Genomic DNA, 26,357 nt, shown 5'->3' on the forward strand with positions numbered 1-26,357 from the left:
ATGACAAACAGATCACGCTATATAACCTATATGATCGCCGTCGCCTTCGCTGCAGGATCACTGAGCTCCTGCAAGAAATGGCTGGCCGTGGATCCGCAAACCGTCGTCAAGGAAGAGAAACAGTTCGCCAACCAACAGGGCTTCGCCGAAGCACTCACAGGCGCATACATGAAGATAGGCACCGATTCGCTCTATGGCCGCCACACCAGTTTCGGCACGCTCGATGTATTGGCGCAGTATTACGAGAACAAGACCAGTACCAACAACGTATATGGACAAACTGCCCGTTACAACTACCTGAACGAAGGGCTCAACGCGACCGAAAATACCCGCGCCAACATTAATAATATCTGGGCCGGCATGTACAATGCCATCGCACTATCCAACTACATCCTGCAGAATGTGGACAACGGCGCCATCAAGGGCAATGCCTATAACATCATCAAAGGAGAAGCGATCGGCCTGCGCGCCTTCCTGCACTTCGATCTGCTGCGCATGTTTGCCCCGGCCTACCTCGACGGCGCCAATGCGGGCAAACCAGCCATCCCTTTCCTCGATCAGTTTACCGTGGTGCCCCAGCAAAAGAAAACCGTGGGCGAGATCATCAACCGCTGCGAAGCCGAACTGCTCCAGGCACAACAACTGCTCAGCGTACATACCGAGATCGACCAGATAGCCGCCAACCAGGGCTCTACATCGCTCGACCTCTTTTTGATGTATCGCCAGAACCACCTCAACTACTGGGCCGTGAAAGCGACCCTCGCCCGCCTCTATCTCTACAAAGGCGACAAGGCAAAAGCCCTGCAGTTTGCCAAGGAGGTAATAGACAGCAAGAAGTTTGGCTTTGTCACTACGGCCGAACTCAATACCGATCCCACCCACATCAATTCCGACCTTACGTTCACGAAAGAACATATCTTTTCGATCTACGTATCGGGCTTGAAAACAAATGCCGATAACTATTTCAAACAAACCGGCATTTCCGTAGAGGTGGCCGACCTCTTCAGCACCCGCGCCAAACTCGACGCGCTCTACGAAACCACCGTCACCGGATATGGTTCCGATTACCGCCGTGTAGACCTTGGCCGCCTGTGGACACAGGTCACTACCGCCGTTGTCTATAGCAAAAAGTACCTGGTGGAGAACCTCACCAATGTAAAACAGCGGCTGGTACCCAACCTGCGCCTCTCCGAAATGTACCTCATCGCGGCAGAAGCAGCACCTTCATCAACAGAAGGAGTAGGCTACCTCAATACGTTGAGGGCAGCCCGCCTGCTACCCGCACTCGATGCGGCCATTACCCCGGCCAACCTCGACAATGAGATCATGAAAGAGTTCAGGAAAGAAATGTATGGCGAAGGGCAGGCATTCTTCTTCTACAAGAGAAGGAACACCCTCAACATACCCGATGGCGTAGGCAACCCCATGAGTGAAGCCAAATATGTATTCCCCTTCCCCCTCGCCGAAATCCAGTTCGGAAAATAAAAACAACAGCAATGAGAACAACGACATACATCCTATCATGCATCACGGCAGTACTGCTCCTTGCAGCCTGCAAAAAGGCGGAGGAACTGAAGTACCAGGAGGATCCGCGCGTCTATTTCACCAAATACGTCACCAATCCCGATAGCATCATCTACTCCTTTGCCGTGCAGCCCAACGACGTCACCACCACTACGGTGCCGCTCACATTCCGCATCATGGGCACCGCCGTTAACCGCGACCGCGTCATCAACCTGCAGGTAGATGATTCCAGTACGGCCAAACTGGGTTATCATTTCACGCTCGGCAAATTGGTAATACCCGCCGGCCAGTACCAGGCCGAAGTGCCGGTCACCATTTACCGCAAGCCGGGACTCAAGGACAGTCTGCTCAACGCCTACTTCACCGTGAAGGAATCGGCCGACTTTAAACCCGGCTACGATGATTACGCCAGCAGCCTGAATAAGAAAACACGCTTGCAGTACAAGATCACCGTCAATGATTACCTGCTCAAGCCAACCAGTTGGGAATGCTGCATCGCCGGCTACCTGGGCGCTTACTCGGCCACCAAATTCCGCTTCGTGATCCTGGTAACGGGTAAAACCTCGTGGGATTCCGGGCTCGACCGTACACCCGGTATCATGAACTTCGTAACCACCACGGCCAAGAATGCCCTGCGCGATTACGAAGCAGCCAACGGGCCCATGCTCGATGAGAATGGCCAGGTAATCACCTTCCCCTAATCAAAAAACGACAAACCATGATCCGGAATCAATCACTATATAAAAGCCTGCTCGCTGCCTCCCTGCTCACCGCTGCTGCTGCCTGCTATAAAGACAAAGGAAATTATTCCTATACCGAAACCAATACCGTGACGGTCGCCATCAGCAATATTGAGACCAATGGTACGCTCAATGTGAACCAGGCCGATACCCTGCGCATCACACCCGTCATCACCCAAACCCTCGGCAAAGACGAGAGCCGCTTTGCGTATGAGTGGAAGATATTCGACAACAGCCCCACCTCGTCCTATACCGAGCCACGCATCGTGGTATCCAAAAGCCGGGATCTTAAGATACCCATCATAGCCCCCAACTTCACGCTGGGGCAACGCTATCGTTTTTCCTATAAGGTAACCGATACCGTAACGCAGATCACGGCCATGTACACCTTCAATGTACAGGTAGTGAACCGATTTGCCACCGGCTGGGTGGTATTGCAGGATCTTCCCAATGGCGGCGATTTCTCCATGATCTTGCCCGGCGATGTGGTCGACCACAAGATCTTTGCCCAAACCAATCCCGGCACACCCCTCGGCAGCGGTACACCGGTGCGCATGGATATCCCCTTCCCCTCGGTAGATGACGCCATCTCATCGCCCGGTAAGAAGTTCTTTGTGTATCATCCCAATGGAGGCATAGAGCTGGACTACACCTCACTGAAGAAGCGCTACGACCTGCAAACCATGTTCTTCAATCCACCCGCAGTATTGAAGCCGCAGGGCATTTCCTATTGGACCTATCCCAACCAGGTGGCGTATGCCTCTTTTGGCACCTTCGTGAGCAACCGTAAAGTGTATATCTCTGAAATGGGTGGCTATCCCGGCGCCAAGAAGTTTGGCAGCGAACTGGCCATGGCCAACAACTCCAACGACTACGAAGCAGCGCCCGATGCCTGGCAGGGCATCAGCTGGCCCATCGTGTTCGATCACAAGAACAAACGTTTCCACATCGTGCGACCTACCAAGCTCGACAACTTCCCCGATACGGTGAGCACCGTGGCCAACCTCAACAACCTGAAGAAGGACCTCGTGTACATGGATGAATCGAATATCGTGCGCGCCTACAACGCCATCCTGAAAGACGATGCAGGGCAACGTCACCTGCTGCGCATAACCTTCTCCAGCACCGATTATATCCTCACCTCCTTCATCCAGGCGATGAATGCACCGGACATAGAGCAGGCCACGGCTTTTGCCTCCAATCCAACCAGCCCGCATGTCTTCTACGGAGCAGGCAACAAACTCTACCGCTATGAAGTAACGTCCAACAGCAGCACACAGCCGTTCACGTTCCCGGCCGGAGAAAGCATCACGCATATCCGCTTCCGCGGCGGTCCCGAAATGCTCGTAGCTACCTGGAATGGCACCGAAGGCAAACTATATCGTTTCACCATCAGCAATACCGGCGCCATCAGCACCGGCACGTATATCAAAGAATACACCGGCTTCGGCAAAGTCATCGACTTGAAGTATAAAGGATAAACAAAAACATCATTCAATAAAACCATCAACCATATCATGAACAGGCATATCGCGGCCATTACCCAGATCACGCTCTGCACCCTCATCGGTGCAGCAGCCCTCGGACAGCAAAAGAAAACTACCGGCTATACCATCACCGGCCATGTAAAAGGACTGGCCGACCAGAAAGTCTATATCAGCCACTACCTCGACGGCGGGCAGATCCTCGACTCCACCGAATCGAAGAACGGCGCCTTTGTATTGAAAGGCGTATCCCCCGGCGCTTACTGGCATTATGTACGTGCCGAAAAATACCGCGGCGGCTTTCCGCTCTTTGTAGAGAATACGACCATCACGGTCGAAACCGATACCACCTTCAAGGATCCGCAGGTTACTGGCTCCGCTACACATATACAATACAAAGAGTTCGCAGCCATCTTTCAAATGATCCACGAGAAAGCAGCCTCACCCCATTACAAGTTCATAGAGTTCGAAAAGACCAAAGACTCGGCCGTATATCGCCAGGCCAAGAAGGAATGGGATGAAGTGGGTCAGGAAGCCGACAGCCTCTTCACCGAATTTGTAAGGAGAAACCCCTCCTCCCCCGTAGCGGCCTTCGCCATTCAGGATCGGTTTGTGAACTACAACAACCCGATGAAGATCGAAGAATGTTACAAGCTACTAAAGCCAGGTGCCCTTAACAGCACTTATGGCAAGCAGATCACGGAATACCGTAAGATTGCGGCGCTCACCGCCATCGGCGTTAAGCCCTCCTTTACCGTGGTCGATACTACAGGTAAAAAGGTTAGTCTGAAGAATTTCAAGGGGCAATATGTACTGGTCGATTTCTGGGCCAGCTGGTGTGGTCCCTGCCGCAAGGAAAACCCCAATATCGTGAAGGCCTACCAGAAATACCACGATAAAGGATTTGAAGTAGTAGCCATCTCCCTCGATGATAAGCGCGCCGCCTGGATCAAGGCCATTCAGACCGATAAGTTGCCCTGGATCCACCTGTCCGATCTCCAGGCCTGGAAGAGCGACCTCGTGATGCAGTATGGCATCAAGTCGATACCCACCAGCTTCCTCGTGGATAAGGATGGAAAGATCATCGCAAAGAATTTAAGGGGGAAGGACCTCGAAGATACGCTGGCCGGTTTGCTGCAGTAACTGGTGCATGGCAAACAAGTCTTCCCCTAAAGAGCCCCCGTTTAGTTTTTAATCCTGCCTTCAAACTAAAAAAGTCACTCGCCATGAGTGATTTTTTTTATAGGTAATCTTGCAGCCTTTTGATCCCGTTTCATGATGCGCTACAAATTAGCCCACCACTCCCGCATCTCTTTTATAAACCCGACGAGGCATAGCAGCGCAACGACCCCAAAGAGTATTCCCCACCATAGCGGGCCTTTATCGCCGGTCTTGGCTTTTTCCTGCGACAGCTTGTTCGCAAGATCAACATAACTATGAGATGGATTTGCTTTCCAATAATACACTTCTATCGTAGGAGACTTGGGGAGTTCCAGAAAGGAATGAGAGCCACTATAGGTGGCACTGTCCACCTGATAACTATAAGTAAATTCGTACGAATTGGCCCGGAGCCCTTTAATGGAGACGTTGGTTTCTTTGTATTCCTTGCTGAGTACCGCAGTAGCGCGGCCATCGTCGGCAATCACTTTTTCATAGTGAGTGATCAGGTCGGCATCACTGCCTTTCAGGTAGTCCGAAATACATCCCTTGGATAGATAGGAAAAGCCAATAATGGCAATGATCGCATAGATTTTACTCAACATGTGACGAAGGGTTTGAGGGTTATAACGTGAATCTACAACCTTTTCCCCATGTCCGCAATACCCATGCCTCAGCTAGTCCAGCCCCAGCTTCCTGATCCGCATTTGCACTGCACCTTTCGTGCGGCCAAAATGTTCCGACAGTTCGGCCAGGCCTACCCCGTCGCCATACATGATCGTGAGTTCATCGTCCATCGTATTGGTCCAGGCTTTATTCGCCGCTGCATGTTCCCGGCTCGCCTGCTCATACGCTTCCCGCGCCTGCTCCTCCCCGGTCACCAACCGCTTCAATAGCTTTAATTTGTCAGCCACCCCACCTACCCTGCCAGCTGGCAGTTTGTTAACCGATTCATTTCCTATGGCTCGGGAACCACCGCCACTCCTGTACTTCACCTTATCGCCATCCGGTTTATCCCAGCCTTTTTCCAGCTTCTTCCAATTTCCGGTAGCAGTACCACCCTTGCTGCCAGGTTTTACTGCCTCCTTCACCCCCAGTCGCTTCTTCATCGGCAAAGCCTTGATATGCGAAGTGAAGGAAAACCCCTCCGGCATCATATCATCGGGCATATACAATAATCTTTTGGCGCGGGTTACTGCTACGTACAGCAGATTGATCTCTTCATTCAACCGCGCCAGGTCCACATCCTCCTTCTTCTTATCGTCTTTGATCTTCTTGAGGCGTACTTCGGTGATGAAGTCATCAGCCAGCGTCACCTCATCGTATTCGATACCCTTACAGCGATGCACCGTGGAGAACACCATATCGGCCTTATCCTTGTCATTATCGCTCACGTGTTTGGCACGGATCGAATTCAGGATGATGGGCAGCTCATTGCCATACTCCTTCACGATCTCCACCATCATACCCAACTGTTTGTCTTCTGTTTTTTCGATGTACTCTTCGAGGTCTTTCATATCCTTCATGCCACCGATCATTTCATCGCGGATCAATTGCTTCTTATCATTGTACAGGTTGAGCACATCGTACAAGGAAGCGCCTTCATCGGCATACGTATAAGAATTGAGGTTGCCCTCGAAATAGATCTTCTTTAACTTGCCTTCCTGCACCTGCCCGATCGCCGCCAGCAACAAGCCCAGGTTCGAGCGGGCGATCACCGCTTTTGATTTCATGGTTGTGCCCGCGCCTTTACCATTGATCGTTACCTCAATCTCCTGGTCGATATGCGCTTTATAGCTCAACACCCGCTTCGCTAAGTCGGCAATATCCTGACCAAAACGGAAGCTCGTCGACAGTTGATAGGTCTTGAAGTCTGCCTTCTCGAGCGAGTTCACCGCAAAACGCCACCCGTAGATCTGCTGGTGCGTATCGCCTACGATCACTTTAGTGGCCGTTTGCCGGAAGAACACATCCAGCATCGCCGCCGATGCATCCTGCCCCTCATCAAACAAAATGAAATCATAAGGAAGCCTGGGCGCCATGAGCTGAAACTTCTTCAGGTAAAAATCATGGATGATCTCCACCTCCCCCTTGTCCATCATCGCCAGCAGGCGACGTGTACCCATTTCAAGGGCTTCGTAGTGCTGCTTCACGAACTTCTGCGCTACTTTGTCGGTAACCAGTTCGGCATAATTAAGGTCCTGCACACGCTGTTTATCGCTGTTGCAGAAATAAGCCACGAATTTGATGATATGGTTGGCGAGGATATGTTCGGCATGCCGCTCACCGCTGCTGCGCAAGCTCAGCATCGACACGATCTCGGCGGTCTTATACCCTGCCGCGCGCACCTTGTAATTATGTTTGAAGACGACCGCCTTATAGGCAAGCGAATGCGCCGTCTCTACTTTCACATGGCCCAATTGTTGGGCTTCGAATTTACGGACAGCCTCGAGCTTCACCGCCTTGTTGAAAGCGAGGTACAGGATACGGCTATTGGGCCGCGCCTTTGCATATTCAATGATCGTGGAGGTCTTGCCCGACCCCGCCACCGCATTGATCCTGATATCACCCTTCGATTGAATAATTGCCTTTTGCTCCGCCGTCAAAGTCATGGTGCGAAAATACACCACCCGCTCAAAACCCGGCTGGCATATTTTAGGACAGCATTCACCACCCGCAAAAAAACGCACCAATAAATAATGCAGCCTTAACGAGGCGGTTTCCCAAAATCCATTACCTTTTACCCCTTAAAATCGCTATCCCGCATGCACAAACTATCCCTGCTGCTCCTTTGCCTGTTATCATTGACAACATTTGCACAAGAGGAAGAAGAAGCGCCCCACAGCCACCGCATGGGCCGCAGCCTTAAGTTTCCCGATGTACCGGGCTACAAAGTCTTGAAGTGCGACCTGCACATGCATACCGTATTTTCCGATGGCAGCGTGTGGCCCGATATCCGGGTGGCCGAAGCACTCAAAGACGGACTCGATGCCATCTCCCTCACCGAGCACCTCGAATACCAGCCCCACAAGGCCGATATCCCCCACCCCGATCGCAACCGCTCTTACGAGCTCGCCCTCAAAGAAGCAAAAGACCACAACCTGCTCATCATACGCGGCTCCGAGATCACCCGCAAAATGCCGCCCGGCCACAACAATGCCGTCTTCATCCAGGACGCCAACAAAATGCTGATCCAGGATTCGGTAGAAGTATTCCGCGAAGCAAAAAGGCAAAACGCCTTCACTTTCTGGAATCACCCTATGTGGACCAGCCAGCGCCCCGATGGCGTAGCCACCCTCACCCCCATGCACAAAATGCTTATTAAGGAAAAACTCCTTGATGGCATTGAAGTAGTGAACGACAATTCCTATTCCGACGAATCCCTGCAGATCGCCCTCGACAACAACCTCACCATCATGGGCACCAGCGATGCGCACAAGCTCGTCGACTGGACCTTCGGCATTCCCAAAGGCGGCCACCGCCCCGTTACCCTGGTATTCTCCAAAGATGCCACGCCCGAAGGGATCAAAGAAGGATTGATGAACCGCCGCACCGTGGCTTTCTTCAAAGACCTGCTCATTGGCCGCGATGAATACCTGATACCACTCGTGAAGGCATCGCTTACAGTGACCAGCGCCAAATACATTGCCAAAACATCCGTACTCTCTGTAACCATAGAAAACCTTACCAGCGCCGAATTCACGCTGATGAACCGGTCGAAATACACCTTCCATGAACACAGTGATCTCGTCACCATCCCGGCAGGCGGCAAAACAGTGATCAAAGTGAAAACAAAAGATAAGATCAGCTCCATCGATCTGGCCTTCGAAGTGCTCAACGCCATACACGCCCCCAATAGCCACCCGTCCATAACCATTACTGCACAAGTCAGTCAGTAGATATACACCCCAGGAAGAGAACGTCTCCCATCAAGAAGACGTTCTCTTCTTTAGGTTACCCTATAATGCTGGTGCTGATCGGCTTTTATTCTCTTTCACGCTGTGGCAGTATCCTACTGTGCAATTGCTTCCACAACTATTCTCCTCCTGCGGTGGACCACATCCCTTAATCAGCGGCCGCAACAACCTTTCCATTACATTAACCGTATTCTTATTGCTACCAGTCAAAACTTGTTGACTATCACATTCCCCTTTTTATTCCCCGCTCTCTTTAAACCGGCCTGAAAGCTATTCATTAAAGCACGCCCTGTTTCCCTTCAACAGTAGAATTATAAGCAAAAGCATAGGCTGCAGTGTAGAGAAATCTGCTGCGTCTGCTGCAGGGAATCTATTTACTCACCAAAATTCACTAGTCATGAAGTATAAACCAGCTAATGATGCCTCCCGCAAAATCAGGAGGTTCGCAGTATTGTGCGTTGTCGTATGGCTATTCATACTCCCGTCATGTAAGAAAGATGATGACCACCCCGACGAGCAAAAAGCAGTGGATATAAAAGAGATCGCAAGCGGCTTTGTTTCTCCCATCCAATTAGTGGCCTCCCCCGACGACACCAAACGCTTATTTGTCATTGATCAGGTTGGTAAGATCTGGATCATCGACAAAGACAACAACACCCTACCCACTCCTTTTTTGGATGTCAGCAGTACATTGGTGCCTTTGAACCCCGGTTTCGACGAACGGGGATTGTTGGGCCTGGCTTTTCACCCCGACTACAAAAACAACCGCCGCTTTTTTATCTATTACCAACTACAGCCACGTAGTGGCGGACCAGCTTCAGGCGTCTTATGGAATAACCTCAGCCGTATTTCGGAATTCACCACATCTGGCGACCCGAACTTAGCCAATACGGGTAGCGAAAAGGTCTTGTTGGAATGGGACGATCCGCAATTCAATCACAATGGCGGAACACTGGCATTCGGCCCTGACGGATTCTTGTACATATCCGTTGGCGACGGTGGCAGTTCCAACGACACAGCGGTAGGCCATGTGGAAGATTGGTATGTAGCTAATAAAGGAGGCAATGGCCAGGATGTTGAAGCCGACCTATTGGGCAACGTATTGCGTATTGATGTAAATACCGGCACGCCCTATGGCATACCGTCCGATAACCCGTTTGCCAATAAGACGGGCCGCGACGAAATTTACGCCTATGGTTTTCGTAATCCTTACCGCTTCTCTTTTGATATGGGTGGATCACATCAGCTGATCCTCGGAGATGCCGGACAGTTGTTGTGGGAGGAGATCGATGTGGTGACCAAAGGTGGCAACTATGGATGGAATGTGAAAGAAGGCAGGCATTGCTTTGATGCTGCCAACAGCCTGTCGATACCGGCATCCTGTCCCGCAGCAGACAACCTCGGAAATCCATTGATCGATCCCGTGATAGAGATCAACAACTGGCAAAATCCGTCGGGCGGCAGGGCCACCACGGTGATTGGCGGACATGTTTACCGCGGCCAGGATATCGAAGGCTGGGATGGGAAATACATCTTTGGAACATTCTCTCAAACGCCAACAACAACGGATGGAGAGTTATTTTCAGCGATGCCTGCCGGTAATTCGTGGACTTACCAGGAAGTATCACTGAAGAGCCATCCCGACGATATCGGTTACTACCTGAGAGGGTTCGGACAAGATAATGCAGGAGAAATATACCTCACCGTATCTTCTTCGATAGGCCCGCAGGGCACTACCGGCAAAGTCTTTAAACTCGTACAAGTACCCGGAAATTAGGAGAATTGCTGTCTCAAAACCAACACCGGCACAGGATGAATTAATTTTGAGACAGCTTTTTCATGGCTATACTGGCTGCCCGTCAGCTGAAGTATAAAATTATTGAGAAACGATCGTTTCTATCGCTTCCATGAACCGATCAATCTCCTCCTTCGTATTGTAATAATGCGGTGAAGCACGGATCGCCCAACCCACTCCCTTCTCATCGAAATCAAGTACGCCAAAAGCGCGATAGCTCGGCACCACATTGATCTTGCGACGGTGCAACGCCTGCACCGTCTCTACCGGATCTCCACCTGCTATATGAAACGTTACCAGACCACCCAATACAGGCCCGCGATCCAGCACCCTTACCCGGCTAAGCCTGCCCAACGCTTCGCGCATCATGCCCGACAACCACTGCACTTGCTGCCATATACGATCTTCTCCGATCGACCGGCAGTAAGCGATCGCTTCCATCGTTCCGATCACCGTAGCATAATTGAACTCCCAATCCTCAAAGCGCTTCGCATCCGGCTGCTGACGATATCGATCCTTACTCGTCCACTCCGCACCGCGCATATCGATGAACAACGGCTCCAGGCCGGCCCGCAAGGCATTATCCGAAATGTACAGCGCGCCCGTACCCCGCGGTCCCCGTAAGAACTTACGGCAGGTAACGCTTAAAAAGTCACAGCCCAACGCCTGCACATCGAGCTTCATTTGCCCGGCACTCTGGCAGGCATCCAGGATATACCAGGTCTTGCCCGGATGCAGGTTCACATAAGAGCGGTACACCGCCGCAATCGCCTCCACCGGTTGTACCAGGCCCGAATTGGTAGGCACATGCGTAATGGCCAGCAACCGCGGCCGGTAACGGTGCAGTTTCGCTTCGAGATCCTGCACGTTCACCCCGCCCAAGGCAGCATTGTCGATATGCACGATCACCACCCCCAGTCTTTTTTGCAGGGAAAGGAATTGAATTTGGTTAGATACAAAGTCGTCGCGGTCGGTGAGGATAACATCCCCCTTTTCAAAAGGAATGGACGACAAAGCCCTGGTATAGGCATCTGTGGCGCTGGCCGTAAAGGCGATCTGGTCTGCCCGGCAATTGAACAACAGGCCAGCCTCTGTATAAAAGGCCTTGATCAGGTCACCCTGCCAGGCAGCGGCCTCATACCCGCCCATCGTAGCTTCCAGCTGAAGATGGTCCAGTTGCACCTGCAGCACACTGTCCGGCATCAGTCCGGCCCCGGCATTATTAAAATGAATCACCCGCTTCGCACCCGGCGTATCCCGCCTGAACTGTTGCAATTCCCTGTCCGAAAAAACACTGCCCACCTGCGTTAGCGTAGAAGATAAGTTAAGCATAGCCTTATGTTTTATCACACAAAGCTACCAGCGCAGGCACGCACAATAAACGCACAGTTGGCTCCCGCGCGCCCAAATTCATTTATTTTTACCGGTACAACGCATAAACTATGCAACCACTCGATGAACAGGACAAACAGCTGTTAAAACTCCTGCAGCAGAACAACCAGCTAACCACCAGCCAGTTGGCGGAAAAGGTCAACCTCAGCCAAAGTGCCGTACAGCGCCGCGTAGCGCGGCTGCGGAAAGAGAAGATCATAGAAGCGGATGTATCGATCATCTCCCCCGCCGCTGCCGGCATCGGCATCACCTGTGTAGTGGATATCATATTACATGAAGGCGGATCAAGATCCATTGATCAGTTCAAACACAGCATGCAGAAGGCCGAAGAAGTTGCCCAATGTTATTATGTGACCGGCACCTACGATTTCGTGCTCATCGTCAACACACGCGACATGCAGCATTTCGAACAGTTTTCGAAGAAACAACTGATGGACAACCCCAACGTAAAACACTTCTACACCCATGTGGTCATGGACCGGGTAAAAGCAGGATTCCACATCGCGTTATAGCGACTGCCAACCCCCTCCCAGCGAACGGTACAATTGCACCTGCGCCACATATATATCCCTTTGCTGACGGGCCAGCTGCAATTCAGCCTCCAGCACGTTCTTCTGTGCCGTGATCACTTCCAGGTAATTCGCATACCCCGATAGGTACAGGTCCCGTGCCGTAACCACCGCCTCTCGTAACTGCGTCACTTCCTGATCTTTCATCTGCCACGAGGCACGCGTATTTTGCACCGCACTCAGGTTCGTCACCACTTCGCTATAAGCATCCAGTAAGGTTTGCTGGTATTGGAACACTGCTTCCCGGTTAGCCGCATTCGCGATGGTATATTGCACACGCAGTTCGCCCTGGCGGAAGAAAGGCGCCGTAATGCCGCCCAGCACACCATACGTAGCAGAGCCACCCTTGAACAAAAGCCCCGGCGTAAAGGCATTGAGCCCCGCATATGGACTGATCACCAGCGAAGGCAGAAAGGCTTTCCGCGCCGCCACCACGTTCTCCTGCGCCGCCTGCAGTTGAAATTCATACTGGCGTATATCCGGACGGTTCGACAGTAAGGCAGCCGGCACGCCGGCCGCTATCGTGGCACCAAGCCCCTTCATCGCACGGGCCGTATCGCGCACGATGTGCTGTGGATAGTTACCTGCCAATGCATTCAGCTCATTCTCTACACTCACTCTTTCCTGGCGGATGTTGAATTCAATAGATTTTGTATTGAGCAGTTGTGCGTTGAACTGCTGTACCGCCAGTTCAGTAGCGCGCCCTCCCTCTTTCTGCACCTTCACGATCTCCAGCGCTTCTTCCTGTAGCTTCACGTTACGTTGCACGATCACCAGTTCCTGATCGAGCGCCAGCAAGTGATAGTATCCCTGCGCCAGCTTCGACACCAGGTTGGTTACCACAAACTGCCGCGCCTCGCGGGTAGACAGCACTTCCGCCTGCGCCGCTTTCTTCAAATGCTTCAGCTTACCCCACACGTCGATCTCCCAATTGCTGCGCAGACCGATGAACACATCTGTGGTGGGGCCCACCGGTATCCGTTGATCCTTATTGATATTGGGCGAAAGATTGGTATCGAAATTACCCACGCCATTCAACGTGTAGTCGCCATAACGGTCGGCACTACCGCTTACCACACCATCCAGCGAAGGCAACAGGGCGCCGCGCCGGGCCACCAGCCTCGCCTCTGCCACGATCACCCGTTGCAGGGCGATCTGCAGATCCGTATTACGCTTCATAGCCGAATCGATGAAAGTCACGAGGTGTACGTCGGGAAAGAAACGCCGGAATTCCAGTACAACAGCATCGGCTCCAACGCCCTGCTGTACGGAATCCTGCCGGCTGTACTGCTCAGGCAGCGCCCTGATGGCTGAAACAGGTTGCGGCGCCATCACCTTACAACCGGCAGGCAGTACACCCATGACAAGAACAAATAAGTATAAATAATTACGATGCTTTATCAAAAGGTTCATTGGTTCTCTGTTTGAAATTTGAAATCACCGGCTTCAATGGCTCGTAGCCTCGATGCCTTGTTGCCTCGATGCCTCCCGTCACCCATGTACTTCGTCCGGCACCAGCCCCTCCACAGGTCCTGTATTCCTCGTTGCCTTGTTGCCTCGATCACTCGGTGCCTTCTTCGATGCAAACAACACATACAAGCCCGGCACCAGGAACACGCCGAGTATCGTACCCGTCAACATGCCCCCTGCCGCTGCCGTACCAATCGAGCGATTACCCATGGCACCCGCGCCCGATGCTACACACAAGGGTATCAAACCCGCAATAAAGGCAAAGGAGGTCATGAGAATAGGCCGCAATCGCGACACCGCACCTTCCCGTGCCGCCTGCAGCACAGTAAGCCCCTCCTTTTGTCGCTGCACGGCAAACTCCACCACCAGGATGGCGTTTTTACCCAGCAAGCCAATGAGCATCACCAGCGCCACCTGCGCATAGATATTGTTCTCCAGCCCCGCCACCAGCAGCAACGCAAAGGCGCCTGCAATACCAGCCGGCAATGAAAGGATCACCACCAAGGGCAACAGGAAGCTCTCATACTGAGCCGCCAGCAGTAAATACACGAACAACAGGCAGATCATGAAAATATAAATGGCCTGGTTACCCGACAGGATCTGCTCCCGCGTCATACCGCTCCATTCATAACTATAGCCGCGCGGCAATACACTGTCGGCCGTTTGTTGAATGGCCGCAATGGCCTGCCCGCTCGTATACCCCGGCGCCGCATCCCCATTGATCATCGCCGCCGTGTACATATTGTATCGCGTGATCTGCTCCGGACCAAACACCTTCTCCATCTTAATAAAGTTGCTGTAAGGCACCATTTCGCCCTTATCGTTCTTCACATACAGCTTCAACACATCTTCGGGATTCGCCCTGTACTGCGGCAATGCCTGCAGCATCACTTTGTACATCTGCCCGAAGCGGATGAAATTGGTAGCATAGTAACTACCCAGCAGCGTTTGCAGCGTACTCATCGCATTATCGATCGTAATACCCTGCTTGGCCGCCATCTCCTGGTCAACATGAATTACGTATTGCGGAAAGTTGGGATCAAAGCCCGTGAACGCACCGGAGATAGCCGGGTTGTTGTTGACAGCTGCGAGAAAATCTTCCGTCACCTTAGCCGTTGCCCGAAGATCATCGCCCCGGTTCTGGTTCAACAGGCGGAATTCGAAACCTCCCGCATTACCGAAGCCCGGCACCGTGGGCGGTGAAAAGAAATCGATGGTCGCATCGGAGATATGCCTTGTCTTATGCTGAAGCACTTCGATCAGTTCGGGCACGGTCTCCTTCCTTTTCTCCCAACTCTTCAGGTTGATCATCGCCATGCCATACGATGCACCCGTAATGTCACTCATCAAACTGTACCCGGCCAGCGTGCTCACGTTCTCGATGGTACTCATACCGCCAATCGATTGCTGTACGGCATCCAGTACCGCTTCGGTACGCTCTACCGTAGAACCGGGCGGCGTGGTCACGTTCACATAGATCATGCCCTGGTCTTCCGAAGGAATGAAACCGGTAGGCAATACCTTGCCCGAGATCCAGATCGCCCCCACAAAGAACACCAGCATCAACGCCGTCACCAGCCTCCGGCCCGCCATCCACTGCACCATGCGGCCATACTTACGCTCCGTGCCATCATATACTTTATTGAAGGAACCATAAAAGCGTTGTAACAAATTCTTCTTGCGCGTGCCCGGTGGTGTGTGCTTCAACAGCAAGGCACACAAAGCAGGCGTCAGCGTCAGTGCATTGATACCAGAGATCACGATCGCCATGGCCAATGTTAAAGAGAACTGGCGGTAGAATACCCCTACTGGTCCACTCAAAAAGGCCACCGGCACAAACACGGCCGACATCACCAGCGTGATCGCTACGATCGCACTGCCGATCTCCTTCATCGCCGCCACCGTAGCATCCATCGCACTCATATGAAACTGCGTCATCTTTACGTGCACCGCTTCCACTACTACGATCGCATTGTCCACCACAATACCGATCGCCAGTACCAACGCAAACAGGGTTAGCATGTTAATGGAGAAACCCAGCATTTGCATAAAGGCCAGCGTACCCACCAGCGCCACCGGCACCGCCAGTGCCGGGATCAGCGTAGAACGGAAATCCTGCAAAAAGATGAACACCACCAGGAACACCAAAAGGAATGCTTCCACCAGCGTTCGCAACACCTCGTTAATACTCGCATCCAGAAAGCGGCTCACATCATACGCATAGTTGTACACCATGCCCGGCGGAAATACCGTAGACTCCAGCGTTTCCATCTTCGCTTTGATATTGGCGATCACCTCCTGCGCGTTCGATCCCGGCCGCTGCTTGATCATGATCGACGCCGATGGCCGGCCATCCGTCTTCGACACCATATCATAACTCACCGTACCAAACTCCACATCGGCAATATCCTTCAACCGCAATACCGACCCATCATTGTTACCACGCAACACCACTTGCCGGTACGCTTCGGGCGTATTGAACTTGCCCGTATACTTTAATACATATTGTTTGGCCTGCTTGTCCTTGCCCGAGTTCTCACCCGTAACACCCGGCGCCGCCTCGATATTCTGCGCACGCAGGGCCGCAATGATCTCTTCCGTCGAAATATTATACGCCAATAATTTGTCGGGCTTCAACCACACCCGCATGGAGTAATCGCGCGAGCCCATAATATCTACAAACCCTACCCCATTGATCCGCTTCAGCTCCTGCAGGATATTGATATCCGTAAAATTGTAAATGAACTCTTCATCGGCCGCACTGTCCTTACTCATTACATTCAGGTACAGCAGCATACTGTTCACTTCCTTCTCGGTCGTAACCCCGGCCTTGATCACTTCTTCGGGCAACTCATCGAGCACCGTCGTAACCCGGTTCTGTACATTCACCGCTGCCAGATCGGGGTCCGTACCCACTTCAAAGAAGACCTGCACCAGCGTAACACCGTTGTTACTGCTTACCGAGTTCATGTAGGTCATGCCCGGCACGCCATTGATGGCGCGCTCCAGCGGCGTAGCCACTGCTTTGGCGCATACCTCGGCATTGGCGCCATTGTAACTGGCCGTGACCACCACCGAGGGCGGCACGATATCGGGAAACTGCGTAACCGGTAAAGTATATAAAGCCAGCACACCGAGCAGCGTGATGACCAAAGAGATCACCAGCGACAACACCGGCCTGCGTATAAATTTTTCAAGCATGAGTAATAGTTAAGATTGAAACATCACATAGGAAAAATCATGACCACCGCAACAGGCCACCACCCGTTACGCTCGCCGGCACTACAAAGCCAACGCAGGTTATTCGGCGCTTTCCGCCATCACCGATTGCATAGAGATCTCCCGCGGCACCACCGTGTTGCCTTCACGGATATTCTGTACACCTTCATACACGATGCGGTCTTCGGCCGACAAACCCGATTTCACCAGGATAAAATCCTCCACCCGTGTATCGGGCACAAAACTTTTCATCTTCACCCGGTTGCTCTTATCCACGACAAACACATAGTTTTTGTCCTGTATCTCAAAAACCGACCGCGAAGGGATCATCAATGCATTAGGAACCGTGGAGGTCACCATCACTTTACCACTGGCGCCATGCTTTAGTATTTTAGACGGATTGGGGAAACTAGCGCGGAAAGCAATAGAACCCGTAGCAGGCTCAAACTCACTTTCCATCGTTTCTATCTTGCCCTCATATTTATAATGGGAGCCATCGGCCAATACCAGGTTCACCGTTTCACCAATGCGGTTACCCGCCTGACCGGCCTTTATATAATGGAGGTATTCGTTTTCCGACACATTGAAATAGGCATGCATGGAGCGGATGTCTGATACAGTGGTCAGCAGCGCTCCCTCCGCGATGAGGCTGCCCAGCTTATGCGGAATACGATCGATGATGCCATCAAAAGGAGCGCGTATCATGGTATAGGCGAAGCGGATATTGGCCTTTTCTAACTGCGCCTGCGCTTCAGCTACCTTCGCATTGGCCACCGCTACGCGGGCCTTGGCCAGTTCCAGTTCAGAGGCCGGCAACACATTTTTACCCACCAGGGTCTTTACGCGCGTCATCTCCACTTCAGCCGCTTTTACTTCGGCGCCTGCACTCGACAACTGGGCCGATGCTTCCGAAACAGCTACTTTAAACTCCGCTTCATTGAGCCGGAACAGGGGCTGTCCTTTCTTCACGAGCTGACCTTCATCCACCAGGATCTGCTCCAGGAAACCATCCACCTTGGCGCGCAATTCAACATTCTGGAACGCATTGATGGTAGCCACGTACGAGCGGTGCAGCAGGGTATCCTTATACCCCAGTTGCAAAACCGGTAATTCAAGGTCCTTTTGTTTTTCTTTGGTATTGCCTTTTACCGTACAGCCAGTCAGATACAACAGGGCCAGTACAGCGGCAACTTGTACAATCTTCATAACAGATAATATTGATGTAGAGTAATGCCAGAATTAGGCAGCAATAAGCATCGCTGCTACACAGCCCAAGCCATATAGCGCAATGCATCACCGTAGATGTTTACGACATGAATAAAAGCCTTAACAAGGCATGATAGGGAACAATAAAAAGGAAAACGCCCGGTCAGAAAGGAGTAAACCGGAACAGGAAAATATAGTAGAATGGAAAGATCTTATGTGCGTTGCCTGCGGGAAGTGCCACAGCAACATCCCGATGTTCTGCAGATCGTGTATCACCCGAAGGCGCCTGTACAGAAACCAGGTAAGGAGAAATAGCCCGCAAACGAAGCCGGTGTTTCAGTTGCCGGGTTATCGGCGGACGGCCGCTGAAGCACTCATTGTCGTCCTGGTGCATCGCCGCTGCCTGTATCCTTTCGAAGTTCGTGCAGCAGGCATGATCGCAGGCTTTCGGCTGCGGATCAAAACGAGGCCCTTCTGCGCGGGAAATACTTCCCAGCAGAACACAAAGAACAACTTGTATGACGAATCTTATATGCACAATGATAGCCGCGGCAAAAGTAAGGCGATACGATCATATTGACCAGCTTCTAATCAACTCTTAATACACGCCTTAAGATAATCTTAACATACCACCTTATATATAGGATCAGCATAGCCACGCATAACGATTTTGGCTCATTTTAATAAAGTCATTCCGGCAATGGGAATAAAACAATTGGCATACGATACATAACCCGCTGGTCGTTAAGCACCTGAATTGTGGCACGCCGATGGGAACATAGGCATTGTACTCAAATCCGTATGTCATGTACCCTTTTTACAAGTTGATCAGATCATTCCTTTATTCACTGCTCCTGATGCTGGCTGCATTAACAGTCCATGCACAGCCTTGCACTCCGCAGGGTGTTGAATCGGTGTATGGTACCAACAATACCTGGATCGGTTATGTATACGAAGGAAGAAATTTTGAAACCTATAAAGGCTATATCAATGAAGGCAACGCAGCAAGCGCTACGTTCAATGAAACCTTCGGCGGCGACCAGGTGAACTTCGCCACCAATGGTTGCCCGGTATATACCGAAGAGTTCAGCGTTCGTTTCAGGCTCACAAAAACATTTGCCAATGCCAACTACAACTTCACCGTTGGCGCCGATGATGGCTACCGCCTCAGTCTCGATGGCGGCAATACCTGGGTCATCAACCGCTGGAACGATCAGAGCTATACGGCCACCAGCTATGAAACAAGCCTCAATGGCACCTACGACCTCGTCGTGGAGTTTTATGAGAACCATGGCGGCAACCGCGTCTCCTTCGATGTAGTGGCCATCTGTACCGGCGATGGCAACCCATCGGATTATGGCAACAACAATACCTGGACCGGCTACCTCTACCAGGGCACCAACTTCAACAAGTATAAAGGGTATATCGCCCGTGGCGATGGCATCAGCCTCAACTTCGATGAGAGCTTCGGTGGTTCAAACGTCGCCTTCATGACCAGCAATTGCAGCATCACCACACAAAACTTCAGCGCCCGCTTCCGCTCAAAGACCACGCTGAACGGTAGCTACCAGTTTACCGTAGGCGGCGATGATGGATACCGCCTCAGCCTCGATGGCGGCAACACCTGGATCATCAACCGCTGGAACGACCAGGCTTACTACTCCTCCACGCAAACCATCTACAACCTAAGCGGCATCTACGACCTCGTATTGGAATATTATGAGAACGGCGGCGACAACAGGCTTACCTTCTCCGCGTCACAATTAAGCTTACTGCCGGTTACCCTGCTAAGCTGGAATGCAAAACCTGTCAACAACAACCAGGTGCTGCTCAACTGGAAAACAGCCGATGCGGTCAACTTCCATCATTACATCGTGCAAAAGAGTTTCGACGGACAGGCATTTCAAAACATCGGGCAGGTAACCCCACAATCCGGCAGCGATGTACAAACGTACAGCTTCACCGATCAGCAAGTCAATGGTGGCCGCATCTGGTACCGCCTCGCCATGGTCGATAACGATGGATCGATCCGGTACTCAGTCCTCGCATCTGTAATGCTCCAGGAAATAAAAGCTATGCGCGTATTCCCCACCATCGTGGAGAACAACCAAGTGTATGTAGAAAGTCCCGCCAACATGAACCGCGCCCTGGTAGAATGGGTCGATATGAACGGCCGTTTATGGAAGACCGAGCAACGCGCACTCGTTGCAGGCCGCCAGTCATTGAACCTGCCAGCCATGGCAGGCAAGGCAACCGGATCGTATATAATACGTATCACAGGAGAGAACGGACTGCGTTATAGCCAGCACATCATTATAAAATAAGTACAGGAAGGCGAACCATCAACAGGCTGCCGGCGAGTTCCGGCGGCCTGTTACTTTTTACCAGCCATACGGGCAATAATAAATATGATGAGCCCCACCACGGCAGCTACGATCAAAATACCGGTCCATACCCCGGCTTTAAAGATACCTCCGATCACTTCACACGAACTTAACCCCACCATCGCGCAAACGGCCAGCAGTAAATAATTTAAACGGATCATAAAGAGAAGTTTAGATTGACCATGCAAAACCATTGCCATGCGCCTGCATGCCCCCTCCCATCTTCTTCCACGCCCACCCCTCCTATAGCCCCCTACTACTTCCTGCGATGCCTGTTTACCCCCGGGGCACAAGAATTGATAGCAGTACGGTATTCGTAATAAACCAACTGACACCTAAACACTTATCGATGACACCACAACAGCCCTTCTACTTCAGGTTCACCATGGTGCTGCTGATGCTTGCACTGATCGCCGCCTTCATCTCCCTCGGCAGCGACCTTATCGTACCATTTTCCCTGGCTATGCTGCTGGCCATCCTCCTGATGCCCATCTGCAACTGGTTGCAGCGAAAAGGGATCGGCCGTGTACCCGCAGTATTACTGTCCCTGCTCGCTGCCTTCCTGTTGATCGGCGGCGTATTCTATTTCCTGTCATCGCAGATCGCCTCCTTCTTCAACGATATCGACCAGATCAAGAAAGGCATCAATATGCACCTGCACACCCTGCAAAACTGGGTCAAACAACAATTCGGTTTTTCCTTCAGGGAACAGGAACAGCTGGCTACCGATTTCGTGAGTTCGATGAAGAGCTCCGGACAGGGAGCGCTGGGCAGTACCTTTAGTTCACTGATGGATGTGGTCATAATACTGACCCTCTTGCCGATCTATTCTTTTTTGTTGTTATATTACCGGTCACTGATCAGGCAATTCCTCATCGATGTATTCGGCAATACGCCGCAGAAAGACGTGGCCGCCATCCTCAATGAATCGCGCGTGGTGGTGCAGAGTTATATGATCGGATTGGTCATTGAATTTGTGATCGTTTCTGTGATCAATTCCATTGGCTTCCTGATTTTGGGCATCAAGTATGCCATCTTCCTGGCTGTATTTGCAGCGGTGCTCAACATATTGCCTTATATCGGCATGCTCATCGCCTCTATCTTTTGTATGGCGGTCACCCTCACCACCTCCACCGATATCCGCGATCCGCTTTGGGTGCTGATTGTGCTGCTCGCCGTTCAGTTCGTCGATAACAACATCATCATGCCAAGGATCGTAGGCTCCAAAGTAAAGCTCAATGCGCTGATGACGATTGTAGGGGTAGTCGTGGGCGGACTTCTTTGCGGCGTTCCCGGCATGTTTCTCTCCATACCAGCCATCGCGATCCTGAAGATCATCTTCGACCGCATTCCCGAACTGAAGCCCTGGGGCAATTTGCTGGGCGATGAACAGGACAGCTCGAAAAGCACCCCGAAAAAGAAAACCACAGCGGCCACCTGAAACACAACCATAGCCGCCGTTTCTTGGCCATAACATTATCTTCTTTAGTTTTACAGTATGAAGATCCAATTCTGGTCGGTCGGTAAAAAACATGAGACCTACGTCAATGCAGGCATCGAAGATTTCACCCACCGTATATCGAAATATTATCCGGTACAGTGGACCATCATTCCCGTTCCTAAAAATGCGGGCATGCTGAGTGATATGGACCTCAAGAAAAAAGAAGGCGAAACCATCCTCGAATGGCTCGAGCAGGGCGATTACCTGGTAGCCCTCGACGAAAGGGGTAAAATGCTGAGCTCGGAAGGATTGGCCAAACTGGTACAAACCCGCGCCAACGAAAGCACCAAAAAGCTGGTATTCCTGATCGGTGGGGCCTATGGCATCGATGCGGCCGTTCTGAAACGCGCCAACTTTACCTGGTCGCTCTCCGACCTTGTATTTCCCCATCAACTGGTGCGCCTTATCCTGGCCGAGCAGGTATACCGCGCTTGTACCATCATCCGTAATGAAAAATATCACCACAGTTAAGCTGCCCGTCTTCATCGCAACACATCCCGGTCGCACCAGTAAACCTGTTGAACCTCACTATCCGGCGTGAAAAGTTGCACCAGAATTGGTACTGTCCACTTTTTGAGTAGATTTGAGCCCAATAGCAACAGCCATGAGCATTACTTTAATAATTATTATAATAACGGTACTGATCTCGATCTCGGCCTTTTCGAATGATAAGATAAACAATGACCTGATCTTTTACCCGCCTGCGGTGACCTATCAGAAGCAATGGTACCGCTTCTTTAGTTGCGGGCTCATCCATGCCGACTGGATGCACCTCGGCTTTAACATGCTTGCCCTGTATTCATTTGGTGAAGCCACGGAACGCTTCTTCACCAACAGCATGTTTCACGAAAAAGGGAAATTGTTTTACCTGCTGATGTACATAACAGCACTGGGAGTTTGTTTGCTACCTACCTATGCCAAACACAAGGATGATTCTAGTTACCGCAGTCTCGGTGCCTCCGGAGCCGTTTCGGCGGTGATCTTTGCTTACATCCTGATCGACCCCATGGCCGATCTTCGCTTTTTTTTCCTCCCCATCCCAATGCCTGCCTTTGTCTTCGGGTTTATATACCTGGGTGTTACTTCTTACCTCGACAAACGCGGTGGTGGTAATATCAATCACTCCGCCCACTTATGGGGGTCTCTGTATGGAATTGCATTCCTGATTGTAATGGGTGCGATCTTCTCGGACTATCCCGTATTGGCCATGTTTATTGAGAGTGTCAAGAATTGGCGTCCGTTTTAGCAGAAAGTTCAATAACCACTTGCGTATGAGGGGTGATCTTGAAACGGTCATCGATGCGCATGCCCACCACCCAAACAATGCGTTTGTTGCATTCCAGCACCCATACCTTTTCTTTATCCGTTTGAGATAGTTTAAGGTCGATGAGGAAACGCGCTACCTTTTTCTTCTTTTGCATACCCAGGGGGTAGAAGTAGTCGCCCGTTTTCCAGCGCCTCAGCAGCAACGGAAACTCCAGCAACCGGCTATCGACATAAGCAACCGGGTTGTAGGGAGAAGGTACTTCTGCTTTACCGGCACCCTTTTTCTTTTTGCCGGTAGCCGCAGGTTCAGCAGCACTGGTAGCAGGAGTGATCACGGGAACATCCGCCAATGAAACGGATCTGATCGTTAGTTGTCCGCCTGCAAAATCCACTTGCCCCTCAGGGCCTTCTACCAATACATGCGTTGCTTCCTCATTCGCAAGGGGCGCAATGATAAGCCAGTTGCGGTTGCGAAAGATGCGGTGCGAAGCGGAAGCTACATAGCGCCCTGTTTCGCTGTCGAGCAAAGCCAGCATATCGCCCGTTTGCGCAGGCGAAAAGCCAAAGGGTTTGGCCATTTCATACAGCAGCGTAGCTGCAGCCGGGGCCTTTTTCAGTTTCAGCACCGGGATATGTATTTCGTTGCCCTTTACTTCCAGCAACTTCTTTACATGGTGCACAACAGACTCCTGGTACAGGGTCTCCACATCGCGGAACCGGGATATATTATCAGCGAGATTCGTCATTACTTCGGGATAGATCTTTTGTAATAGGGGCGCCACCTGGTGCCGCAGGTAATTGCGGCTATACTTATCCTGGGCATTGGAACTGTCTTCCACCCAGGTCAGTTGTTCCTGACGGGCAAATTCCACCAGCTCCTCTTTGGTGGCAAACAAGAGCGGGCGCACCACCATCGCCTGTTTGGGCAAAATGCCGCGCATGCCGGCAATGCCCGTGCCTTTGAAGAAATTCATTAATACGGTTTCGATATTGTCGTCGAGGTGATGGGCGGTGACGATGCAGGATAAGTTACTACTTTCCACGGCCACTAAAGACCTGAACCACGCATACCGCAGTTCGCGCGCCGCTACCTGTATGGATACTTTATGTTCATCGGCGTAAGCCTTTGTGTCGAAGGAACGCACCAGCACGGGCTTATCATACTTAGCGGCCAGACTGCGTACAAAAGCTTCATCCCGGTCGCTTTCGGCGCCGCGGAGCTGAAAATTGCAATGGACGATCACGAAATCGTAACCCGCCGCAGCGCATAGTGCACATAGCACGGCCGAGTCGACGCCGCCGCTCACGGCCAGCAACAACACATCGCGTCGATTGAACAGATGCTCCCGTTCCACGAATTCCGTAAATCGCTTCTGAAAATCCATTAATAAAGTAACTATCGATGATCAAATATCCAGGTCATATACCCACCCCTCGTTGCCTCCGTTGCCTCGATGCCTTGGTGCCTTCTCTATCCCTCCTCGAGGTCATCATACGCCCCCTGCAGCTCGCCCAGCGCATGCCGGTCGCCGGCCGCCCGGGCCGCCGCCATCCCTTTCTCGTACCAACCCAACGCCTCATTGGGCTCCCCCACCCGCTCCAGCAACTTGCCCAGGTGGTAGTAAGAACCCACGTAACCGGGGTTGCGGGTCAGTATCTCCTCAAATAATTTACGGGCAGCGTTTTCGTCGCCGAGCTTCACATATTCCAACGCCAGTGCATGTTTCAGGAAAGGATCGTCCGGACTGGCCTGCAGAAATGTTTTAAGTTTGTCAATTCGTTCCATCTTTTTCCCCCATTAAATTATTTCAAAACTATCTTTGCGGCACTTATATTTGTATAAGGATTGGTTGCATAAACAACCATCAATCCCACCCTGCAACGATTGCCAAAGCAGGGCTACAAAAATTAAACGTTATGAAGATTTTAGTTTGTATCAGCAAAACGCCGGACACAACGGCAAAAATAGCCTTCACGGATAACAATACGAAATTCGCGACCGATGGCGTACAATGGATCATCAATCCGTACGACGAGTGGTATGCACTCGTACGTGCCATCGAGTTGAAAGAAAAAGATCCTTCCACGGTATTGCACCTCGTTACCGTAGCTGGTGCTGATACAGACCCCGTGATCCGCAAGGCACTCGCCCTCGGCGGAGACGAAGCCATCCGCGTAAACGCCGATAGCCACGACAGTTTTTATATCGCGGCACAAATAGCCGAAGTGGCAAAACAAGGTAATTATGACCTCGTATTTACCGGCCGCGAAACCATCGACTACAATGGATCATCCATTGGTGGTATGGTGGCCGAGCTGCTCAACCTGCCTTACGTAGCCCTCGCTACCAAATTCGACCTCAATGGCACCACCGCCACCATCACCCGCGAGATCGAAGGCGGCGAAGAGATCTGCGAAGCTTCCCTCCCACTGGTAGTAAGCTGCCAGAAAGGAATGGCCGAACAACGCATCCCCAACATGAAAGGCATCATGGGCGCCCGTACCAAGCCGTTGAAAGTGGTAGAACCCGCAGCCACCGACGCCCTCACGACCATCGTAGGCTTCGAACTGCCGCCAGCCAAAGCCGGCGTAAAACTGATCCCGGCCGACAATCCTGCCGAACTGGTAAGATTGCTGCACGAAGAGGCCAAGATGATCTAAGCGCAGGCAGGTACGCACCAACAGGCGACCGCCCGCAATATGGTTCACCCATTAATCAACACTTCAAACAA

General features: G+C 51.7%; 21 protein-coding genes. 12 read left to right on the plus strand and 9 right to left on the minus strand.

The features are described from left to right. Genes P2H89_RS23385 through P2H89_RS23400 form a run of 4 tightly spaced genes read left to right on the plus strand, consistent with a single transcriptional unit; the run spans position 1 to position 4,891 of the window. Positions 1–1,485: a RagB/SusD family nutrient uptake outer membrane protein gene (locus tag P2H89_RS23385; protein ID WP_275831499.1), complete on the plus strand. Its 1,485-nt coding sequence runs from the start codon at positions 1–3 to the stop codon at positions 1,483–1,485. 11 nt (positions 1,486–1,496) lie between these two features. After that, complete coding sequence (locus P2H89_RS23390; protein WP_275831501.1) at positions 1,497–2,225, plus strand: DUF4843 domain-containing protein; 729 nt, start codon at positions 1,497–1,499, stop codon at positions 2,223–2,225. Positions 2,226–2,242: 17 nt separating this feature from the next. Continuing rightward, positions 2,243–3,745, plus strand: a complete 1,503-nt coding sequence (locus P2H89_RS23395) for a PKD-like family lipoprotein (protein ID WP_275831503.1) — start codon at positions 2,243–2,245, stop codon at positions 3,743–3,745. A gap of 36 nt (positions 3,746–3,781) precedes the next feature. Then, entirely contained in the window at positions 3,782–4,891 is a 1,110-nt protein-coding gene (locus P2H89_RS23400) for a TlpA disulfide reductase family protein (RefSeq protein WP_275831505.1), read from the plus strand. Positions 4,892–5,031: 140 nt separating this feature from the next. On the opposite strand, the gene P2H89_RS23405 is transcribed toward P2H89_RS23400, so the two are convergent. Then, a complete protein-coding gene (locus P2H89_RS23405; protein WP_275831506.1) occupies positions 5,032–5,511 on the minus strand; it encodes a hypothetical protein in 480 nt (159 codons plus the stop codon). A gap of 72 nt (positions 5,512–5,583) precedes the next feature. Continuing rightward, positions 5,584–7,518: a UvrD-helicase domain-containing protein gene (locus P2H89_RS23410; protein WP_275831508.1), complete on the minus strand. Its 1,935-nt coding sequence runs from the start codon at positions 7,516–7,518 to the stop codon at positions 5,584–5,586. Between the two features lie 153 nt (positions 7,519–7,671). Here P2H89_RS23410 and P2H89_RS23415 point away from each other — a divergent pair, with 153 nt between their 5' ends. Then, positions 7,672–8,805: an Sb-PDE family phosphodiesterase gene (locus P2H89_RS23415; protein ID WP_275831510.1), complete on the plus strand. Its 1,134-nt coding sequence runs from the start codon at positions 7,672–7,674 to the stop codon at positions 8,803–8,805. 415 nt (positions 8,806–9,220) lie between these two features. Then, on the plus strand, positions 9,221–10,600 hold the full coding sequence (locus P2H89_RS23420) for a PQQ-dependent sugar dehydrogenase (protein ID WP_275831512.1): 1,380 nt from the start codon (positions 9,221–9,223) through the stop codon (positions 10,598–10,600). 99 nt (positions 10,601–10,699) lie between these two features. Here P2H89_RS23420 and P2H89_RS23425 read toward each other — a convergent pair whose 3' ends face one another. Next, the gene (locus P2H89_RS23425; protein WP_275831514.1) at positions 10,700–11,950 is read right to left on the minus strand and encodes an aminotransferase class V-fold PLP-dependent enzyme; all 1,251 of its coding nucleotides are present in this window, start codon (positions 11,948–11,950) and stop codon (positions 10,700–10,702) included. A 110-nt stretch (positions 11,951–12,060) separates the two neighbouring features. On the opposite strand from P2H89_RS23425, the gene P2H89_RS23430 reads away from it, so the two are divergent. Continuing rightward, entirely contained in the window at positions 12,061–12,522 is a 462-nt protein-coding gene (locus P2H89_RS23430) for an Lrp/AsnC family transcriptional regulator (RefSeq protein WP_275831517.1), read from the plus strand. Here the strand turns inward: P2H89_RS23430 and P2H89_RS23435 are convergent. The 3 genes from P2H89_RS23435 to P2H89_RS23445 form a co-directional block, all read right to left on the minus strand. Beyond that, positions 12,517–13,992, minus strand: coding sequence for a TolC family protein (locus P2H89_RS23435; RefSeq protein WP_275831519.1), 1,476 nt, complete (start codon positions 13,990–13,992; stop codon positions 12,517–12,519). The genes P2H89_RS23430 and P2H89_RS23435 overlap by 6 nt on opposite strands. Positions 13,993–14,070: 78 nt before the next feature. Beyond that, positions 14,071–17,250, minus strand: coding sequence for an efflux RND transporter permease subunit (locus tag P2H89_RS23440; RefSeq protein WP_275831521.1), 3,180 nt, complete (start codon positions 17,248–17,250; stop codon positions 14,071–14,073). A gap of 99 nt (positions 17,251–17,349) precedes the next feature. Further along, complete coding sequence (locus P2H89_RS23445; protein ID WP_275831523.1) at positions 17,350–18,474, minus strand: efflux RND transporter periplasmic adaptor subunit; 1,125 nt, start codon at positions 18,472–18,474, stop codon at positions 17,350–17,352. 806 nt (positions 18,475–19,280) lie between these two features. Between P2H89_RS23445 and P2H89_RS23450 the strand changes: the two genes are divergently transcribed. Further along, the gene (locus P2H89_RS23450) at positions 19,281–20,798 is read left to right on the plus strand and encodes a hypothetical protein (protein ID WP_275831525.1); all 1,518 of its coding nucleotides are present in this window, start codon (positions 19,281–19,283) and stop codon (positions 20,796–20,798) included. A 50-nt stretch (positions 20,799–20,848) separates the two neighbouring features. Here the strand turns inward: P2H89_RS23450 and P2H89_RS23455 are convergent, their stop codons facing one another. Further along, on the minus strand, positions 20,849–21,019 hold the full coding sequence (locus P2H89_RS23455) for a phosphatidate cytidylyltransferase (protein ID WP_275831528.1): 171 nt from the start codon (positions 21,017–21,019) through the stop codon (positions 20,849–20,851). A 188-nt stretch (positions 21,020–21,207) separates the two neighbouring features. Here P2H89_RS23455 and P2H89_RS23460 point away from each other — a divergent pair, with 188 nt between their 5' ends. From P2H89_RS23460 to P2H89_RS23470, 3 genes are all read left to right on the plus strand, one after another. Beyond that, positions 21,208–22,299, plus strand: a complete 1,092-nt coding sequence (locus P2H89_RS23460; protein WP_275831530.1) for an AI-2E family transporter — start codon at positions 21,208–21,210, stop codon at positions 22,297–22,299. 57 nt (positions 22,300–22,356) lie between these two features. Further along, positions 22,357–22,830, plus strand: coding sequence for a 23S rRNA (pseudouridine(1915)-N(3))-methyltransferase RlmH (locus P2H89_RS23465; protein ID WP_275831532.1), 474 nt, complete (start codon positions 22,357–22,359; stop codon positions 22,828–22,830). A 133-nt stretch (positions 22,831–22,963) separates the two neighbouring features. Next, entirely contained in the window at positions 22,964–23,605 is a 642-nt protein-coding gene (locus P2H89_RS23470; protein ID WP_275831534.1) for a rhomboid family intramembrane serine protease, read from the plus strand. On the opposite strand, the gene tilS is transcribed toward P2H89_RS23470, so the two are convergent. After that, positions 23,583–25,010 carry a tRNA lysidine(34) synthetase TilS gene (tilS, locus tag P2H89_RS23475; protein ID WP_275831536.1) on the minus strand — a complete coding sequence of 476 codons (1,428 nt, stop codon included), beginning with the start codon at positions 25,008–25,010 and terminating at the stop codon, positions 23,583–23,585. The two genes, P2H89_RS23470 and tilS, sit on opposite strands and share 23 nt — an antisense overlap. Positions 25,011–25,096: 86 nt before the next feature. After that, on the minus strand, positions 25,097–25,411 hold the full coding sequence (locus P2H89_RS23480) for a tetratricopeptide repeat protein (RefSeq protein ID WP_275831538.1): 315 nt from the start codon (positions 25,409–25,411) through the stop codon (positions 25,097–25,099). Between the two features lie 131 nt (positions 25,412–25,542). Between P2H89_RS23480 and P2H89_RS23485 the strand changes: the two genes are divergently transcribed. Then, positions 25,543–26,286 (plus strand): electron transfer flavoprotein subunit beta/FixA family protein, encoded by a 744-nt coding sequence (locus P2H89_RS23485; protein ID WP_275831540.1) that lies wholly within the window; start codon positions 25,543–25,545, stop codon positions 26,284–26,286. Positions 26,287–26,357: the final 71 nt, after the last annotated feature.

Origin of the sequence: Paraflavitalea sp. CAU 1676 (assembly GCF_029223285.1) — a bacterium.
In the GTDB taxonomy this organism is placed as follows: domain Bacteria; phylum Bacteroidota; class Bacteroidia; order Chitinophagales; family Chitinophagaceae; genus Paraflavitalea.

Bases quoted from the DNA above. Each gene is read 5' to 3' on its own strand.
- P2H89_RS23400 (WP_275831505.1), top strand. From the start codon at position 3,782: ATGAACAGGCATATCGCGGCCATTACCCAGATCACGCTCTGCACCCTC.
- P2H89_RS23395 (WP_275831503.1), top strand. From the start codon at position 2,243: ATGATCCGGAATCAATCACTATATAAAAGCCTGCTCGCTGCCTCCCTG.
- P2H89_RS23440 (WP_275831521.1), bottom strand. From the start codon at position 17,250: ATGCTTGAAAAATTTATACGCAGGCCGGTGTTGTCGCTGGTGATCTCT.
- P2H89_RS23450 (WP_275831525.1), top strand. From the start codon at position 19,281: ATGTACCCTTTTTACAAGTTGATCAGATCATTCCTTTATTCACTGCTC.
- P2H89_RS23460 (WP_275831530.1), top strand. From the start codon at position 21,208: ATGACACCACAACAGCCCTTCTACTTCAGGTTCACCATGGTGCTGCTG.
- P2H89_RS23405 (WP_275831506.1), bottom strand. From the start codon at position 5,511: ATGTTGAGTAAAATCTATGCGATCATTGCCATTATTGGCTTTTCCTAT.
- tilS (WP_275831536.1), bottom strand. From the start codon at position 25,010: ATGGATTTTCAGAAGCGATTTACGGAATTCGTGGAACGGGAGCATCTG.
- P2H89_RS23420 (WP_275831512.1), top strand. From the start codon at position 9,221: ATGAAGTATAAACCAGCTAATGATGCCTCCCGCAAAATCAGGAGGTTC.
- P2H89_RS23480 (WP_275831538.1), bottom strand. From the start codon at position 25,411: ATGGAACGAATTGACAAACTTAAAACATTTCTGCAGGCCAGTCCGGAC.
- P2H89_RS23410 (WP_275831508.1), bottom strand. From the start codon at position 7,518: ATGACTTTGACGGCGGAGCAAAAGGCAATTATTCAATCGAAGGGTGAT.
- P2H89_RS23465 (WP_275831532.1), top strand. From the start codon at position 22,357: ATGAAGATCCAATTCTGGTCGGTCGGTAAAAAACATGAGACCTACGTC.
- P2H89_RS23390 (WP_275831501.1), top strand. From the start codon at position 1,497: ATGAGAACAACGACATACATCCTATCATGCATCACGGCAGTACTGCTC.
- P2H89_RS23425 (WP_275831514.1), bottom strand. From the start codon at position 11,950: ATGCTTAACTTATCTTCTACGCTAACGCAGGTGGGCAGTGTTTTTTCG.
- P2H89_RS23445 (WP_275831523.1), bottom strand. From the start codon at position 18,474: ATGAAGATTGTACAAGTTGCCGCTGTACTGGCCCTGTTGTATCTGACT.
- P2H89_RS23435 (WP_275831519.1), bottom strand. From the start codon at position 13,992: ATGAACCTTTTGATAAAGCATCGTAATTATTTATACTTATTTGTTCTT.
- P2H89_RS23385 (WP_275831499.1), top strand. From the start codon at position 1: ATGACAAACAGATCACGCTATATAACCTATATGATCGCCGTCGCCTTC.
- P2H89_RS23430 (WP_275831517.1), top strand. From the start codon at position 12,061: ATGCAACCACTCGATGAACAGGACAAACAGCTGTTAAAACTCCTGCAG.
- P2H89_RS23415 (WP_275831510.1), top strand. From the start codon at position 7,672: ATGCACAAACTATCCCTGCTGCTCCTTTGCCTGTTATCATTGACAACA.
- P2H89_RS23455 (WP_275831528.1), bottom strand. From the start codon at position 21,019: ATGATCCGTTTAAATTATTTACTGCTGGCCGTTTGCGCGATGGTGGGG.
- P2H89_RS23470 (WP_275831534.1), top strand. From the start codon at position 22,964: ATGAGCATTACTTTAATAATTATTATAATAACGGTACTGATCTCGATC.
- P2H89_RS23485 (WP_275831540.1), top strand. From the start codon at position 25,543: ATGAAGATTTTAGTTTGTATCAGCAAAACGCCGGACACAACGGCAAAA.